General features: G+C 56.7%; 13 protein-coding genes. 9 read left to right on the top strand and 4 right to left on the bottom strand.

What is annotated here, in order from left to right; translation table 11 throughout:
- The first annotated feature begins 129 nt into the window (after positions 1–129).
- Together pap and QN377_RS01350 are read left to right on the top strand one after the other, a co-directional pair.
- A complete protein-coding gene (gene pap / locus QN377_RS01355) occupies positions 130–1,647 on the top strand; it encodes a polyphosphate:AMP phosphotransferase (protein ID WP_095002821.1) in 1,518 nt (505 codons plus the stop codon).
- Between the two features lie 75 nt (positions 1,648–1,722).
- Complete coding sequence (locus QN377_RS01350) at positions 1,723–5,961, top strand: dermonecrotic toxin domain-containing protein (protein ID WP_323567607.1); 4,239 nt, start codon at positions 1,723–1,725, stop codon at positions 5,959–5,961.
- An 8-nt stretch (positions 5,962–5,969) separates the two neighbouring features.
- Here the strand turns inward: QN377_RS01350 and QN377_RS01345 are convergent, their stop codons facing one another.
- The gene (locus tag QN377_RS01345) at positions 5,970–7,364 is read right to left on the bottom strand and encodes a class II fumarate hydratase (RefSeq protein WP_095002819.1); all 1,395 of its coding nucleotides are present in this window, start codon (positions 7,362–7,364) and stop codon (positions 5,970–5,972) included.
- A 192-nt stretch (positions 7,365–7,556) separates the two neighbouring features.
- Between QN377_RS01345 and QN377_RS01340 the strand changes: the two genes are divergently transcribed.
- From QN377_RS01340 to QN377_RS01310, 7 genes are all read left to right on the top strand, one after another.
- The gene (locus QN377_RS01340) at positions 7,557–8,072 is read left to right on the top strand and encodes a DUF2059 domain-containing protein (RefSeq protein WP_095002818.1); all 516 of its coding nucleotides are present in this window, start codon (positions 7,557–7,559) and stop codon (positions 8,070–8,072) included.
- An 11-nt stretch (positions 8,073–8,083) separates the two neighbouring features.
- On the top strand, positions 8,084–8,380 hold the full coding sequence (locus tag QN377_RS01335) for a BolA family protein (protein WP_130871743.1): 297 nt from the start codon (positions 8,084–8,086) through the stop codon (positions 8,378–8,380).
- Between the two features lie 114 nt (positions 8,381–8,494).
- A complete protein-coding gene (locus tag QN377_RS01330; protein ID WP_095019032.1) occupies positions 8,495–9,433 on the top strand; it encodes a rhodanese-related sulfurtransferase in 939 nt (312 codons plus the stop codon).
- A gap of 1 nt (position 9,434) precedes the next feature.
- Positions 9,435–10,070, top strand: coding sequence for a DsbA family protein (locus QN377_RS01325; RefSeq protein WP_095019031.1), 636 nt, complete (start codon positions 9,435–9,437; stop codon positions 10,068–10,070).
- A gap of 28 nt (positions 10,071–10,098) precedes the next feature.
- Positions 10,099–11,880, top strand: a complete 1,782-nt coding sequence (locus tag QN377_RS01320) for an ABC transporter ATP-binding protein (RefSeq protein WP_322214126.1) — start codon at positions 10,099–10,101, stop codon at positions 11,878–11,880.
- 270 nt (positions 11,881–12,150) lie between these two features.
- Positions 12,151–14,619, top strand: coding sequence for an EAL domain-containing protein (locus QN377_RS01315; protein ID WP_322213220.1), 2,469 nt, complete (start codon positions 12,151–12,153; stop codon positions 14,617–14,619).
- Between the two features lie 45 nt (positions 14,620–14,664).
- Complete coding sequence (locus QN377_RS01310; RefSeq protein ID WP_178126940.1) at positions 14,665–15,450, top strand: TenA family transcriptional regulator; 786 nt, start codon at positions 14,665–14,667, stop codon at positions 15,448–15,450.
- A gap of 74 nt (positions 15,451–15,524) precedes the next feature.
- Here QN377_RS01310 and QN377_RS01305 read toward each other — a convergent pair whose 3' ends face one another.
- The 3 genes from QN377_RS01305 to ubiG are packed head-to-tail and all read right to left on the bottom strand — an operon-like array spanning position 15,525 to position 17,666.
- Complete coding sequence (locus tag QN377_RS01305; protein ID WP_322213219.1) at positions 15,525–16,265, bottom strand: YciK family oxidoreductase; 741 nt, start codon at positions 16,263–16,265, stop codon at positions 15,525–15,527.
- 27 nt (positions 16,266–16,292) lie between these two features.
- The gene (gene mupP / locus QN377_RS01300) at positions 16,293–16,964 is read right to left on the bottom strand and encodes an N-acetylmuramic acid 6-phosphate phosphatase MupP (RefSeq protein WP_095002810.1); all 672 of its coding nucleotides are present in this window, start codon (positions 16,962–16,964) and stop codon (positions 16,293–16,295) included.
- A gap of 3 nt (positions 16,965–16,967) precedes the next feature.
- The gene (gene ubiG / locus QN377_RS01295; RefSeq protein ID WP_095002809.1) at positions 16,968–17,666 is read right to left on the bottom strand and encodes a bifunctional 2-polyprenyl-6-hydroxyphenol methylase/3-demethylubiquinol 3-O-methyltransferase UbiG; all 699 of its coding nucleotides are present in this window, start codon (positions 17,664–17,666) and stop codon (positions 16,968–16,970) included.
- Between the last annotated feature and the right edge of the window lie 50 nt (positions 17,667–17,716).

The following is a 17,716-nucleotide window of genomic DNA, read 5'->3' as shown; positions in this document are numbered from 1 at the left end:
GCAACGGCAAGGCAGCCATTCTAGCCGATCAGTCAGGCCGGGACTGATCCATGACAGGTTTGCTCGGTTTCTTCCTGCATATTGCAGAGCAATCCGCTAGGCTTGGTTCATCTTGCCAGGGAGCATTCCATGTTCGAATCAGCTGAAATCGGCCATTTCATCGATAAAGAAACCTACGACAGGGAAGCCCCCGCTTTACGTGAAGCGTTGCTTGAAGCCCAGTTTGAGCTCCATCAGCAAAAGCGTGCTTCGGTCATTGTGCTGATCAATGGCATTGAAGGCGCCGGCAAGGGTGAAACGGTCAAACTGCTTAGTGAATGGATGGATCCGCGCCTGATCGAAGTGCGGACTTTTGATAGCCAGACCGATGAAGAGCTGGCTCATCCGCCGGCCTGGCGTTACTGGCGTCAATTGCCCGCCAAGGGGCGGATGGGCGTGTTTTTTGGCAATTGGTACAGCCAGATGCTCCAGGGCCGGGTTCACGGCCTGTTCAAGAATGCCGTGCTTGATCAGGCGATCACGGGCGCCGAACGTCTGGAAAAGATGCTGTGCAATGAGGGCGCAGTGATCTTCAAGTTCTGGTTCCACCTGTCCAAAAAACAAATGAAAGAACGCCTGCAAACCCTCAAGGATGACCCATTGCACAGCTGGCGCATCAGCCCGCTGGACTGGCAGCAGTCCAAAACTTATGACAAGTTCGTACGCTATGGCGAGCGGGCGATCCGCCGCACCAGTCGTGATTACGCACCGTGGAATATCGTCGAAGGTATTGACCCCTATTACCGCAGTCTGACTGTGGGCAAAATCCTTCTTGAAGGGTTGCAGGCGGCGTTGCATACCCCCAAGGTTGCAGCCCGCCCGGCGGGTGTGCCGCCGTTACCGGACAAGCAAGGCGAATTGACCCTGCTCGATTGCCTGGACCTGACCCGGCATCTTGAAAAAGAGGATTACCAGGAGCAATTGATCACTGAGCAGGCGCGTCTATCGGGCCTGATGCGTGACAAACGGATGCGCCGGCATTCATTGATTGCCGTATTTGAAGGCAATGATGCCGCAGGCAAAGGCGGCTCTATCCGGCGGGTGGCGGCAGCGCTGGACCCGCGTCAGTACATCATTGTGCCTATTGCTGCGCCTTCCGAGGATGAGCGAGCACAACCTTATCTTTGGCGTTTTTGGCGACATATCCCGGCGCGGGGCAAATTCACCATTTTTGACCGCTCCTGGTATGGCCGGGTGCTGGTTGAACGGGTCGAAGGTTTTTGCACGAAAGCGGACTGGATGCGCGCTTATGGCGAAATCAACGATTTCGAAGAACAACTTACGGCAGCAGGCGCGATTGTCGTCAAATTCTGGCTGGCAATCGACAAGGACACCCAGCTTGAGCGTTTTCAGGAGCGTGAAGAAATCCCGTTCAAACGCTTCAAGATTACCGAGGAAGATTGGCGTAATCGCGAAAAGTGGGATGTGTACCGCAGTGCGGTATGCGACATGGTGGATCGCACCAGCACCGAAATCTCGCCCTGGACCCTGGTTGAAGCCAATGACAAGCGCTGGGCACGGGTAAAGGTGCTACGCACGATCAACGAGGCTCTGGAAGCAGCCTTCGAGAAACGCGACAGGCAGGAAAAAAAGCGCAAGAAGAAGTAACACGGTACTTACCCTGTGGTGCTTCGCTTGTGCGCGGCAACACGGGGTTAGCCTGCGACTATATATCTACCACTGATGCACTCCGGGTTTCTGTTCAGATCAGGTGACTGTCGATCACTTGGGATGAACGCTTTCATGTCCGAAAACAGCCACACCCTTAACGCTGACCAGTACCTTTCATTTGGCAGCCTGTCTATCAATTTGCCCGGTACTCTGCGAGAGCGAAAAGTCTCACGCTACGAAGCAAGCCTGCAGTCATTTATAGGCACTGCTGATCAGGCGATGACTCGCTTGGCCGCTTACCGGGATACTCATGAGCAGGCTCTGACCCAGTGTGCCGAAACTCAACAGGCAACGGACAGGCTGCTCGAGGGGGCCGAATCTCAGGGCACCGACTTCTGGACCCGGCTGGATGCCGGCGGGCTTAGTCTGTTGCAGCGTTTGTCTACGGGCAGGTCGCGCAGCTTGCTGGCCGAAGCACAGTTGCAAGTGTATGAAGGCCGGTTGAGCGAATCTGCGTATCAACAGATAAAAGAAGTTGTCAGCGAACCCTGGTCTTCACTCCGCGGGCAAAGTGTCAGCTGCGTTTGCGACCTGTCCCTGGGCACCTCGCAACGCTCTTATTTGCTGCAGGGGGCGATGGTGATAACTCGTCAGCCTGCGCTTGATGACCATCAACATCCGGGGCCCGTATTTCTGTTCGTTCCGGGCAATGCGGGCGGTTTGCACGCATTCACTTCCGTGGCTCAGCTCAAGACCCAACTGGCCCGCAGCGTTCGGGCCGATCCGGACGGGTTCTGGCTCGGCCATGTTTCGCTGAAAAACCGCGCTGCTGCTCGGGCAGCGATAATGCTCGAGGGTACTGAAAGCCCCGTTATCCTGCGTGTGCTAGATGGTCATGCCTTCAGTCTGGGGGTTGAGGATCAAATCGCCGGTTATAAAGAAATTGCTTCGCTTATAGCCAGGGGCCAGTTGTTGTACAGCGAATCGACGGTTGCGCAGTCTCTTGAGCGCTTGCGTCTGGAAACCGCACAAAACCTGCTGGCACCGGGCAATGAGGCCCGTGAACAGGGCATTGACCTTGTGGCGGAACAATTGCGTACGGCACAGGCTACGCAGGACTTGCCGGACTGGTTGCTGCGGGCATCGGTCGAAGAGCGGGCCGAATATGCCAAGGGACTTGTGGTTTACGCACGTAATGCCCTTTGGCTGGAGGACGATCTTAACCGTCATCTGCCGTCATTCGAGGTGTTTACCCGCGATAAGCTGGCTGAGCGGCTCAAGGCCGATTTAAAACGAGATATCGATCCGGATGCGGTCAGGGTCGATATGCCCGATCGGGTCATCGTTGAGGTGTTGCAAACGAGCGAGAGGGCCGAGCGTCCGCATCTGGCGGGCGATACGTCGGAAAGCATAGCGATCACCGGCTTTTCAACCTGGGATGACGTCAGTCTTGCGCGTCACACCTTCAGCTTGTCCGAGCTTGCTCGCAAGAATATTGATGTGAATGACGAACAGCAGATGCTGCGTCTCAAGCACAGCTACTTCACTCTGGATGGCGTGGATACCAAGGCGCTGGGTATTGACCTTAAGTATCTGCTCAAAACCATTCCGGATCTGGATGTTGCCATGCTTTACAGCATGAGGATCACCCGTGCTTTTCTGGGTCGCACAGTAGGGGGTAGCCAGCCCGGAGCTCCCGATATTGCCAGGCGACTGGGAGTGTTCAGGCAAGCCATCAACCTAGAGGCCTGGGTCGCACGTCAGCGCAGCCACCTGTCAGAGCGGGGGTACAGGCTGGCGCAGGCAGCGACCGCACCCGGCAATGGTAATCACAAACCTGACGCCGAATTCGACATCGAATACCGTTATACCTGGTTACGCTCACCAGACCGGGGGGACAGTTCCTATACCGAACAAGCCTTGATCGGGGTGTCTGTGGTGCATGACAAAACCTCGGGGCTGGCGCTGATGTATCTGGCGGGCGCTCCGGGTAATCAGAAGTTCTTCGAAGGTTCCGGGTTCCAGCATCTGATTGAACGTCTCTCCAATCATGTGCTGCTCAACAGGGAGCTGCTCACCTACTTCGCAAACAGTACAGAGACCGGTTCGAGCGTTGCGCGGAATATTCAGAACATCAATGCCATTTTGCGTGTCGGAACTTACGGTTTTCTCGTGATTGACCCGGTCAAGGCGTCCCATGTGTCGCTGACTGACATGCAGTACCTGGCACGCATGGGGCGGCTCAAGGAGCAGGTCTATGGTTCCTCCAGATCGGCGCTGGATATCGAGCGCCGTCAGATGGAGCGTATTGCGCAGCGGGATCTGAGCTACATAAAGATTGGCCTGTCGGTTATTCCGGGTATTGGCACAACCATTGGTGTCTATGACGGCTGGAATGACGCATCTGCGGCCATCAGTGCGTTTGCCCGAGGCGATTACAAGGCGGGAGCGTGGCTGGCTTTCTCTGCCGCGCTTAATTTGGGCGAGGCGGTTCTTACGCTCGCACCTCTGGTGGCGCGCCCCAGAGCAGTAAGCGCAGTGCTGGGCAGCCTGGATGAAACGGTGACCAAGGCCGTAGCAACCCTATATGACGCAGGGTGGAGAGCCAGTAAATCGTTGCAGAAAAAACGCCTTAAGGATCTATTGCCGTCTGTCACTTCCCGCAAGCCCTGGCGTACCAAGGCATTCGAGGGCTATGAGGTCAAAGTCCCGCTCTATGACGCCGTGAGGCTCAGGGGGAAAAACGAAAATGTCTATCTCTTGAATAACAAGATGTACATTCAGATCGATGAAAAAGTGTACGAAGTGTATCGTCGCTCAGGTGAGAAAACCCTTCGCCTCAAGGCGCGCCCGCCCAAGAACTATGAACCGCCGATCAGGATGGATGCACGGGGGCGCTGGGAGTATCACGCCGATGTCGGGGGCAAGGGAGGGGCGCCGTTTCCGGAGCTGGAAGAGCTGATTGTTGATTCAACCCCCGTTACATCCACGCGCAAGGTTCCTGATGGATACGCTGTGACGGCCGCGGTTACCCCGGCGCCAATTCCTGCCGTACATCCTCAAGGCCTCGAGTCGATGGACAGGGTGGTTATCGGCCATCGGGATTTGTTTGTTTCCAGCGAACTTGATAGTGCAGGCAATTTTGGAATCTATCGTATTGATCCTGCTGATCCGACCCGACTGCAGGCTCAGGGTGTATTAACGCCCGAAGGGGTATATCGCCTCACCGATCAGCCTCTAGTCTCCGGTAGCGATCTGTTTGAAGAGGTCGCCGAAGATTTTGTCTTTATGGACAACAAGTTCTATCGGGTGCAACTGGATACTGAGCAGTTTTCCTGGAAAGTGGTGCGCACGGGTGATGAGGGTAGCAGCACGCTGTTTATCGAAAGTGATGGGGTATTTGATCCGGTCACACAACGGTTGGTCATCAGCAACTGGCACCTGATGCCAAGGCTCGGAGAACATCCCAGTCTGGAGGCCCTGGTGCGCCAGGCGCTTGACTTGCCTGCAACCGGTTTTGACCACGAAGTCTATGCATTTTTGCGCAACTACACGCGCCAGATCATCCAGTCTGTCGACACACAGGTGATACGGGCACCTGATGTGCTGGAGCTGGAGCGTCTGTGTGAGCAGAGCCTGCGCCGCAAGCAATTCCCGGTGGGCAGGCTGGACGAAGCCTTGACGGCCATGGCCAACAAGCAGCCCCTGCCGATCTGGGCACCGGTCTATGACGAACTGCAGGGTATGCGCTCGGTGTTCCCGACGACATCCGGAAGGTATTACAACATTGATGCCGTGCGTCAATTGCGCAGTCATATGTCGATCCGCGATCTGGATGTGGAGGTTGCCGCCCTTATTGACAACTATGCAGCAATGCGTGCCGGATTGATCTCTACGTTTAATATGAGAAACACTCTGGCCAAAAGCGTCATGCAGTTGGTCTTGAAAAAGCGTGGTTACACATTACTTGATGGCGGTCGCTACAAAGTGGGGGCTGCCGGTTTCGGTATGGTGCTACGTGGTCCCAACGGTGATCTGTATCTGATGGAAGTCAGGCATATACGGGCTACCGGCAACACTTGGGGGCATGTTTTTTTTGATCGTGGATCCGCGAGTAAACTAGTCATGATGTCTGACGAATGGGTCGATATCGTCGTGCGAAAATCCCTGGAGGAAGTGCCATTCAACCCTGCAGCTGTGGCAGTACAGCAAGCCAGGGCAGATGGCCGCTTGTTCAAACTGGTTGGCACCATCACCCCCGACAAGGAAGTGATGGTGTTCAAGGTTGCAACCCCGGGCCCAGGATTGTAAAAAACCGCCTAGCCGTGCTTGCCCGCGCCCAGCATGTTTTCAGGACGAACCCACTGGTCAAACTCGGCGTCCGTGAGGTAGCCCAGTTCCAGTGCTGCTTCGCGCAGGGTCAAACCTTCGGCGTAGGCCTTTTTGGCAATCTCGGCTGACTTGTCATAGCCGATATGGGGGTTGAGTGCGGTCACCAGCATCAGGCCGCGCTCCAGGTGTTCGGCCATTTTGGCGGCATCGACCTCAAGCCCGGTGACGCAGTGTTTGAAAAAGTTGCTGCAACCGTCTCCCAGCAACTGGATGGATTGCAGCAGGTTGTGAATGATCACCGGTTTATAGACGTTCAGTTGCAAATGCCCCTGGCTTGCAGCAAAGCCGATGGCAACATCGTTGCCCATCACCTGGCACGCCAGCATCGACAAGGCTTCGCACTGGGTCGGATTAACCTTGCCCGGCATGATCGAACTGCCCGGCTCATTGGCGGGCAGTTTGATTTCGGCCAGCCCGGCGCGGGGGCCGGAACCCAGCAGGCGGAAGTCATTGGCCAGTTTCATGAGGGTCACGGCCAGTGTTTTGAGGGCGCCTGACAAGGTGGTCAAGGGCTCGTGGCCGGCCAGCGCGGCAAATTTATTCGGCGCGGTCACAAATGGCAGGCCAGATAACGCAGCCAGTTCAGCGGCAATCGCTTCGGCGAAACCGTGGGGTGCATTCAGCCCGGTGCCCACCGCGGTACCCCCCTGTGCCAGCTCGCACACTGCGGGCAAGGCCGAACGTATGGCTTGCTCGGCGTAGTCCAGCTGCGCGATATAGGCTGACAGCTCCTGGCCGAAGGTGATCGGCGTGGCGTCCATCATATGGGTGCGGCCGGTCTTGACCAGTTTCATATGCCGTGCCGACAACTCGGCCAGGCCTCCTGCCAGTTCATTGATCGCGGGCAGCAAATGATTGTGCACAGCCTTGGCGGCGGCGATATGCATGGCGGTGGGGAAGCAGTCGTTGGAGCTTTGCGAGCGGTTGACATGGTCATTGGGGTGGACTGGCGACTTGCCGCCACGGCCTTTGCCCGCCAGTTCATTGGCGCGTCCTGCAATGACTTCGTTGGCGTTCATGTTGCTCTGTGTACCGCTGCCTGTCTGCCACACCACCAGCGGGAACTGGTCGTCGTGTTCACCGTTGAGCACTTCATCGGCGGCCTGTTCGATCAGGCGGGCGATATCGGCAGGCAAATCACCGTTGCGGTCATTGACCCGCGAGGCAGCCTTTTTGATCAAGACCAGGGCATGCAGAACCGCCAGCGGCATTTTTTCGTTGCCGATGGCAAAGTTGATCAGTGACCGCTGTGTCTGCGCCCCCCAATAAGCCTCATCGGCCACGCTTACTTCACCCAGGCTGTCGGTTTCGATACGGCTCATCGGCTCTTTCTCCTTGAAGTCTGACCTGACAGCTTAGGCGTTGATTCACACTAAGGGTTCAATCTTGCGTTTTCGGTGCTTTTGGTCGGCTGATGAGAACGTCTATCAGTGTCGGGGTTGAGTGACACACTTTATTAGGCGCAGAATGGCCGCCCTTGGGGTTAAACCTCGCTTGCTAGAAAAGGAAACTCGATGACCCGTCTTCGCGCCATCTGTACAGCGGTAGCTCTGGTTTGCGCCAGCGGCCAGGTTTTCGCCGATGCAGCTAGCCACGCTGCCAGTGCTGAAACGTTCCTGAAACTGGCACATGCCGATAAGCTGGGTACCCCGGTGTATATGCAAGTGCAGCAAATGTTCGCTCAGCGTTTCGAGCAAACCAAAGCACCAGCCTCCAAGAAAGCCCTACTGGAAACTTACCAGGCCAAAGCCAACACCGCTCTGGATCAAGCCATTGGCTGGAACAAGCTGAAGCCGGACATGGTCAAGCTCTACACCACCAATTTCACCGAGTCTGAGCTCAAGGACCTGGTAGCGTTCTACCAGTCGCCTCTGGGCAAGAAAGTGCTGGAAAAAATGCCGCAACTGACCCAGCAATCGGCACAAATGACCCAGGCCAAACTGGAAAGTGCAGTGCCGGTTGTCAACAAGCTGCTAGAAGACATGACAGCCGAGCTGGAGCCAAAAGCGGCCCCGGCCAAAAAGAAGTAAGCGGAGCCTGAATGAGCATGCAACAGCGTATTGAAGCGGCGCTAGGCGCTCTGCAACCCGAGCACCTGAGCGTGCTGGATGAAAGCCATATGCACAGTCGTGGGTTGCAGACCCACTTCAAGGCAGTGGTGGTCAGCGAGCAGTTCGCCGGGCTCAACAGCGTCAAGCGTCATCAAAAGGTCTATGCCACCCTGGGTGACCTGATGGGCGAGTTCCATGCGCTGGCTTTGCACACGTACACGCCTGTGGAATGGGCGAAAATCGGCACGGCCCCGGCATCGCCGACCTGTGCTGGCGGTGGGCACTGAGTTGGCGTAATCCGCCTGCTTTTTGTTAGAATCCGCAACGCGCCGCTTCGTCGGCGCGTTTTTTTTTGCGCCCGGTTCACCCTTTACGAGGGTAGCCACCTGGAGATTGATGCGATGACTTCGCCTGTTGTTGTAGCTGCACTGTATAAATTCGTCACCCTTGAGGACTATGTCGAGCTGCGTGAGCCACTGCTCAAGGCCATGGTCGACAACGGTATCAAGGGCACCTTGCTGATCGCCGAAGAAGGCATCAACGGTACGGTATCCGGCAGCCGTGAAGGTATTGACGGGCTGATGGCCTGGCTCAAGACTGATCCGCGCATGGTCGATATCGATCACAAGGAATCCTACTGCGATGACCAGCCGTTCTATCGGACCAAGGTCAAGCTCAAGAAAGAAATCGTCACCCTCGGTGTTGAAGGCGTGGACCCGAACAAGAAGGTCGGGACCTATGTCGACCCCGAGAACTGGAATGCGCTGATCAGCGATCCAGAGGTGTTGTTGATCGACACCCGCAACGATTACGAGGTTTCGATCGGTACGTTTGAAGGCGCTATCGACCCGAAAACGACCAGCTTTCGCGAATTTCCCGACTATATCAAAGCCAATTTCGACCCTGCCAGGCACAAGAAAGTCGCGATGTTCTGCACCGGCGGCATTCGCTGTGAAAAGGCTTCGAGCTATATGCTCAGCCAGGGTTTTGACGAGGTTTATCACCTCAAGGGCGGTATCCTGAAGTACCTCGAAGAGGTACCCCAGGAAGAAACCAAATGGCAGGGCGACTGCTTTGTATTTGATAACCGCGTTACCGTGCGCCATGACCTCAGCGCCGGCGAATACGATCAGTGCCATGCCTGCCGCACCCCGATCAGCCTCGCTGATCGCGAGTCCGAGCACTATCAGCCCGGTATCAGTTGCCCGTATTGCTGGGACAGCTTGAGCGAGAAAACCCGTCGCAGCGCCATTGATCGCCAAAAGCAGATCGAGTTGGCCAAGGAGCGTAATCAGCCGCACCCGATCGGTCACAACTACCGTAAAGCTGCCGAGGCCTGATATGACAGCGCGCCTGCTCTATGTGATGGATCCAATGTGCTCCTGGTGCTGGGGTTTTTCGCCCATCGCCCAGGCGCTGGTTGAGCAGGCGCAGGCCGCAGGCGTTGAGTTGCATCTGGTAGTGGGAGGTTTGCGCACCGGCAGTGGCTCGGCGCTTGAGCCTGCTACGCGGCGCTATATTCTTGAGCACTGGCAGGCGGTCACAGAGGCCACCGGGCAACCTTTCAACTTCGAGGGGGCCTTGCCCGACGGCTTTATCTACGACACCGAACCTGCCTGCCGGGCTATTGTCGCGGTACGCAGCCTTGCCCCCGATTGCGCCTGGCAGCTGGTCAAACTGATACAGCAGGCGTTTTACGTACAAGGCCGTGATGTGACCCAGGCCAGTGTGCTGGTCGAACTGGCTGAAATCGCGGGAGTGCCGCGTATCGAATTTGCTGCCGCTTTTGACTCTGCCGAGCAGCATGCAGCGACAGCCGCGGATTTTACCTGGGTGCAGGATCTGGGGATTGCCGGTTTTCCGACCTTGCTTGCCGAGCGCAACGGCCAGCTGGCGTTGTTGACCAACGGCTATCAGCCGCTTGCGCCCTTGTCTGACTTGCTTGCTCGCTGGCTTGAACGCGCTGCACGTGTTTGATCCTTCTGCTGTACCGCCTGCGGCTGCGGTGACGGATCGCCTGACCTGGGCCGAAATCCGCCGCCTGGCTCTGCGCCATAAAAAAGCCCTGTGGCTTGCCAACGGCGTTGCCGTGCTGGCGACCCTGTGCAGTGTGCCGATCCCCTTGCTTCTGCCTTTGCTGGTGGACGAGGTGCTGTTGGGTAACGGGGACGCTGCGCTGAAGATCATGAACCACTGGCTGCCGACTGCGTGGCAAAGCGCGGCAGGCTATATCGGCCTGATGCTGGCGATTACCCTGTTGCTGCGCTGCGGTGCTTTGCTGTTTAACGTGCTGCAGGCGCGGCTGTTTTCGCGGCTGGCCAAGGACATTGTGTTTCGCATTCGCCTGTGCCTGATCGAACGCTTGAAGCGAATATCACTGGCCGAGTACGAAAGCCTGGGCAGCGGCACGGTGACGACTCATCTGGTCACCGACCTCGATACGCTCGACAAGTTTGTCGGAGAAACCCTGAGCCGATTTTTGGTGGCGATGCTCACTCTGGTGGGCACTTCGGCGATTTTGTTGTGGATGCACTGGCAGCTGGCGCTGCTGATTTTGCTGTTCAACCCGCTGGTGATTTACGCCACGGTGCAGTTGGGCAAGCGGGTCAAGCACCTGAAAAAGCTTGAAAACGACAGCACGGCGCGCTTTACCCAGGCCCTTACCGAGACGCTGGATTCCATCCAGGAAGTGCGTGCAGGTAACCGTCAGGGCTTTTTCCTGGGCCGTCTGGGGTTACGGGCGCGAGAAGTGCGGGACTTTGCCGTGGCTTCACAGTGGAAGAGCGATGCCTCCAATCGCGCCAGCGGTTTGTTGTTCCAGTTCGGGATCGATATTTTTCGAGCCGCCGCGATGTTGACGGTATTGTTTTCGGATCTGTCGATCGGTCAGATGCTCGCAGTGTTCAGTTATCTGTGGTTCATGATCGGGCCGGTTGAGCAGTTGCTCAATTTGCAATATGCCTTCTATGCCGCTGATGGCGCCGTTACGCGGATCAATCAGTTATTGGCGCGCAACGACGAGCCACAATACCCCGGCGGCGCCAATCCATTTGTGGGGCGACAGACGGTCGGCATCGAAGTGCGTGACCTTAGCTTCAGCTATGGCGACGAAAAGGTACTCGATCACCTTAACCTGACCATTGCTCCTGGTGAGAAGGTGGCCATTGTCGGCACTAGCGGTGGTGGTAAAAGCACCCTGGTGCAACTGTTGCTGGGCTTATACACGCCGCAGTCGGGGAGTATCCGCTTTGCTGATGCCAGCCAGCCCGAAATCGGCCTGCAGACCATTCGCGAGCATGTGGCGGTGGTGCTGCAACACCCGGCATTGTTCAACGATACCGTGCGTGCCAATCTGACCATGGGCCGTGAACGAACCGATGAAGCGTGCTGGCACGCCCTGCAAATCGCTCAGCTCGATGGCACCATTGATGCGCTGCCCCAGGGCCTGGACAGCATCGTGGGGCGTTCGGGGGTGCGTTTGTCCGGCGGTCAGCGTCAGCGCCTGGCGATTGCGCGCATGGTATTGGCCGAACCCAAGGTGGTGATCCTCGACGAGGCCACCAGTGCCCTGGATGCTGCCACCGAATACAACCTGCATCACGCTTTGGGAAAATTTTTGAGCGGGCGCACAACTTTAATCATCGCTCACCGTTTATCTGCGGTAAAACAGGCTGACCGGGTGCTGGTGTTTGATGGTGGGTGCATTGCCGAAGAGGGCGATCACCAGCAGTTGATTGCAGAGGGTGGGCTCTATGCCAAGCTCTACGGGCATCTGCAGCAGACGTGATGTCGCAGGGTTGTGGGGGCGAGCCTGCACGCGAAAGCCCATGAACATCGCAGTTATCCGGCCAATACACGGTATTGCTCACGATCTTCTCGAGCAGGTTCTTTTGCACAGGCGCATTGCTTGCTTCAATGAACATAATGATGCGGCTGCACGCTTATTGAAGATTTAGATCGGCTCAGACTACTCAATTTTTGAAAAATTGGCCTAGGCTGACTTGTAGTGAGATTTTCTCTCTGGTTTTCATTTGACTCCATGAAGCAAAGGGAACTCATGAAATCTAAACGCCCCCTTGGTACACCACGCTTATTGGGCATTGTTTGGCCTTTTATTGCTGTCGTGCTGTTCCAGGCGTTATTGGGGTGCGTGAGTCTGTATATGCTTTCTGCCGTGAGGAGTTATGTCGGTGGCGAAAGTTTATGGTCCAAGGGGCAGAAGGACGCCATCTACTTTCTCTATCTGTATTCCGATACCCATGACCCGGTTTATTACGAAAAATACACACAGGCCATAAGTGTTCCCCAGGGCGACCATAAGTTACGCCTGGCGATGGATGAGTCCCCACCCAATGAAGTCGCTGCCCGCGAAGGCATTCTGCAGGGCGGCAACAGCGCGCAAGATGCCTCCAGCATTATCTGGTTTTACCGCTACTTCCGCCATGTAAGCTATATGGAAACCGCCATCGAGAAGTGGGCCATAGGTGATGCTTACCTGCTCAAGCTCGACAATCTGGCCCAGGAGATGCACAAGGCCATCCTCGCCGGCAATGCCGATGCTGCGGAGTCCCAGCGCTGGGAAGACGAGATTTTCGCCATCAACGAGGGTATTGCGCCTTCTGCCAAGGCTTTCAGTGATGCGCTGGGTGAAGGCTCGCGCTTTATCTGGCGGTTGCTGGTGGTCATAAACCTGGTCACGGCGGTGGCGCTGATCCTGCTGGTACTCAAGCGCACCCATAAAGTGCTCAAGCAGAGCCGTGCTTTTGCCGAGGCGCTGCAGCTGGAAAAAGAGCGGGCGCAAATCACCCTGCAGTCGATTGGCGACGGTGTTATCACCACCGACGTCAATGGCGCGATTGCCTATATGAACCCTGCGGCCGAGAACTTGACCCAGTGGAAGTCCGAGCAGGCGCAAGGCATTTCCCTGGCTGCGCTGTTCAAGTTGCTTGATGACAACGATCAGGACGAAGGCCCCAGGCTGGTCGAGCGTATTCTCACTGGCGAGCTGGGTAACAGTCGCGAGCACTCCCGGCAGATTCAACGCATGGATGGCAGTACCGTTGCGGTAACCCTTGTGGGTGCGCCAATCCTTCACGATGGCGATGTCAGTGGCGCAGTGCTGGTGCTGCATGACATGACCCAGGAGCGCCAGTACATTGCCAACCTGTCCTGGCAGGCGACCCATGATGCACTGACCGGGCTGGCCAACCGACGTGAGTTCGAATACCGCCTGGAGTTGGTACTGAAGAACCTGGGGCGCCAGCAGGGCCGGCATGCCCTGATGTTTCTTGATCTGGACCAGTTCAAGCTGGTCAATGACACCTGCGGTCACGCGGCGGGTGATGAGCTGTTGCGGCATATTTGTACCTTGCTGCGTACCGGCCTGCGTGAAGGCGATACCCTGGCCCGGCTGGGTGGGGATGAGTTTGGCATCCTGCTGGAAAACTGCCCGGTGGACATGGCGGAAAAAATCGCCGGCGGTTTGCGTCAGGCGGTGCAAAGCCTGCATTTTGCCTGGAAAGGGCGCCCGTTCATGAGCACCATCAGCATCGGCCTTGTGCATATCCATAAAGCGCCAGTCACCCTTGAGTCTTTGATGCGGGCTGCGGACATGGCCTGTTATATGGCCAAGGAAAAGGGCCGCAACCGGGTGCAGGTTTATCATGTGGATGACACGGAGTTGTCATTGCGCTTTGGTGAAATGGCCTGGGTACAGCGCTTGCATGTCGCACTGGAAGAAAACCGCTTCAGTCTGTATGCCCAGGAAATAACCCCCCTGGGACCTGTGCAGGACGGGGGCGGGCATATCGAGATTCTGTTGCGCCTGCAAGATGAAAACGGTCGCATTGTATTCCCCGACAGTTTTATTCCTGCGGCGGAACGTTATGGCTTGATGAGTTCGATAGACCGCTGGGTGGTCGAAAATGTGTTCAGGATCATTGCGGAATGTTCAGCCCAGGCGGGTGGGCGGCCAATGGCCATGTGTGCGATCAACCTGTCTGGGTCAACCATTGGCGATGATGACTTTCTTGCGTTTTTGCATGAACAATTTGACTGTTACGGCGTGTCGCCAAAACTCATCTGTTTTGAAATTACTGAAACCAGTGCAATTGCCAACCTGGGTAATGCCATCCGTTTTATCAATGATCTTAAAACCCTGGGTTGTCACTTTTCACTGGATGACTTTTGTGCCGGGATGTCCTCATTTGCCTATTTGAAACATCTTCCTGTCGACTTTTTGAAGATCGACGGCAGTTTCGTCAAGGACATGTTGGACGACCCGATCAATCGTGCCATGGTTGAAGTCATTAATCATATTGGCCATGTCATGGGCAAACGCACGATTGCCGAGTTTGTTGAAAGCACGCAGATTGAAGAGGCCTTGATTGAAATCGGCGTTGATTATGCGCAGGGCTATATTGTCCAGCGGCCACAGTTATTCACGTTCGATAGTTTGTTGCAGCGTCCTCAGCGTCCTCAGCGTGCCCGGGCGTTGGCATTGAAGTCCCCGGGCACGTTGCGTTGATCTGTTCTACATTTCTAAAGTCTATTATCAAAAAGGATTTGGATTGTGAGTGAAGTCTTCAACCGAACGGGGCCTCTTATGGAGGAAGCCAGTTACCCCCAGTGGGCCCGGCAGTTGATTCGGGACTGTAGCGAAAGCAAACGTCGGGCAGTCAAACACGAAATTTACAAGCGCATGCGTGACAACACCTTGAGCCCCAGAGCAATGCGCATGTTTCTCGTGGGCGGCTGGCCGGTGGTCGAGCAGTTTTCGTTGTATATGGGCCATAACCTGGGCAAGACCCGCTACGGGCGTCACCCCGGCGAAGACATGGCCCGCCGCTGGCTGATTCGCAATATCCGGGTCGAGCTTAACCACGCCGACTATTGGGTGAACTGGGCGCTGGCGCATGGGGTCAGCCTTGAAGACCTCAATGCCCAGGACCTGCCTGCCGAGTTTCAGGCGCTGAACGACTGGTGCTGGCATAGCTGTTCCAAGGATTCGCTGGCCGTGGCGATGGCTGCCACCAACTACGCCATCGAGGGTGCCGTGGGTGAGTGGGCGGCGATTGTCTGCTCAGCCGATGTCTATGAAGAGTCGTTTGCGGTCGATCAACGCAAGCGCGCGATGAAGTGGCTGAAGATGCACGCCCAGTACGATGACGAGCATCCCTGGGAGGCGCTGGAAATTGTCTGTACCCTCGTGGGAATGAATCCGAGTCAGGAGCAGATCACTGAACTGCGCAAAGCCATCTGCAAGAGCTACGACTATATGTATCTGTTTCTGCAAAGTTGCCTGTTGTTCGACAAGGCCGCTGTGGCGCGTGAGCATCGGGAACTGGTCGAGAGCTGAACACCGGCTTTTCAGTGCATAAAAAAACCGCGGGCTGCATGGGATGCAGCCCGCGGTTTTTGTTTGTAGCCCTGTTACTGTGCGTTGAAAGCCTGCCCGTTGATCCCGGTACTGTCCGGGCCCATCAGGTACAGGTAAACCGGCATGATTTCGTGTGGCTCTGGATTGTTCTCCGGGTTTTCACCCGGATAGGCCAGGGCGCGCATGCTGGTTCGGGTCGCGCCGGGGTTGATGCTGTTGGCACGTACCGGGGCCACGCCGTCGACTTCGTCGGCCAGGGTTTGCATCAAGCCTTCGGTGGCGAACTTGGAGACGCCATAGGCACCCCAGTAAGCACGGCCTTTGCGCCCGACACTGCTGGAAGTGAAGATCACCGAGGCGTCCTGCGACAGCTTGAGCAGGGGTAGCAGGGTGCTGGTGAGCATAAACATGGCATTGACGTTGATATGCATCACGCGCATGAAATTTTCCCCCGACAGCTGCTCCAGCGGCGTGCGCGGACCAATGATCGAAGCGTTGTGCAGCAGCCCGTCAAGGCGGCCGAACTCGGTCTCGATCATGGCGGCCAGCTCATCGTATTGATGGGGTTGGGCGGTTTCGAGGTTGAGCGGGATAACCACTGGCTGCGGATGGCCCGCAGCTTCGATTTCGTCGTAGACCTGGCTTAGGTTGGCTTCGGTCTTGCCCAGCAGCAATACGGTTGCGCCGTGTGCGGCATAGGTCCTGGCTGCAGCAGCGCCGATGCCGCGACCGGCGCCGGTAACCAGGATCACCCGATCCTGGAGCAGGTTGGGGCGGGCTGAATAATCAAACATAAAAAACCTCAACAAAATCGGTCATCGTTAGCAGCTGCACATCGCGTTATCCAGCACTTTGCGCAGTTCGGCCGGATGATCGACCACCACGTCCGCACCCCAGTGATCAGGGTTGTCGTCAGGGTGGATATAACCAAAGCGCACGGCTGCAGTTTTGGTCCCGGCATCGCGCCCGGACTCGATATCTCGCAGGTCATCGCCTACAAATAGTACGCTGGCCGGGTCAAGGTCGAGCATTTTGCAGGCCAGAATCAGCGGCTCGGGGTCCGGCTTGCTGTTTTTGACGTGGTCGGGGCAAATCAGCAGCGCCGAGCGCTCGGCCAGGCCCAGGCGTTCCATGATTGGCTGGGCGAACCGCACCGGTTTGTTGGTAACGACGCCCCACACCAGATGGGCCTTTTCGATATCGGCGAGCAACTCTTCCATGCCATCAAACAGCTTGGTATGGACTGCGCAATCGCGCTGATAGCGCTCCAGGAACTCCTGACGCAGCTCTTCAAAGCCAGGTGCGTCAGGGTCCATGTTGAAGGTCGCTGCCACCATGGCGCGTGCACCGCCGGAAATCTCGTCGCGGATAAGTTTGTCTGCGACGGGAGGCAGGTCGCGATCGGCGCGCATGGCCTGGCAGATGGCGATAAAGTCCGGCGCGGTGTCGAGCAGGGTGCCGTCCATGTCAAAAAGAACTGCTCTTAAACGCATGTGTTACTCCTCGCGAAGGGTCTGGATCATGTAGTTGACGTCAACATCGGCGGCCAGCTTGTAGTGCTTGGTCAGCGGGTTGTAGGTCAGGCCGATGATGTCCTTGACGCTCAATCCGGCCTGGCGGCTCCAGGCGCCCAGCTCGGAAGGGCGAATGAATTTTTTGAAGTCATGGGTGCCACGGGGGATCAGCTTGAGTATGTATTCCGCACCGAGGATAGCGAACAGATAGGACTTGGGGTTGCGGTTGATGGTCGAGAAGAACACCTGGCCACCGGGCTTGACCATTTTGTAGCAGGCGCGGATCACCGACGACGGGTCGGGTACATGCTCAAGCATTTCGAGGCAGGTGACTACATCGAACTGCCCGGGCATTTCTTCAGCAAGATCTTCAGCAGTGACCTGGCGGTACTCAACGTTTACGCCGGACTCGAGCTGATGCAGCTGTGCCACGGCCAGCGGGGCTTCGCCCATGTCGATGCCCATTACGGTGGCGCCGCGCTGAGCCATCGACTCGCTGAGAATGCCGCCGCCGCAGCCGACGTCGAGGACTTTTTTGCCAGCCAGTTGTACGCGCTCGTCAATCCAGTTGACGCGCAGCGGGTTGATGTCGTGCAGCGGCTTGAACTCGCTCTCACGGTCCCACCAGCGATGGGCTAGCGCTTCGAATTTGGCGATCTCGGCGTGGTCAACGTTGCTCATGGGTAAATCCTCTAAAGCTGAATAATCTGGTAAAGCTCCGGGCGCAGGCC

This window comes from Pseudomonas sp. CCC4.1 (assembly GCF_035019225.1).
Classification (GTDB): domain Bacteria; phylum Pseudomonadota; class Gammaproteobacteria; order Pseudomonadales; family Pseudomonadaceae; genus Aquipseudomonas; species Aquipseudomonas bubulae.
This window is presented reverse-complemented; position numbering and strand designations above follow the sequence as displayed.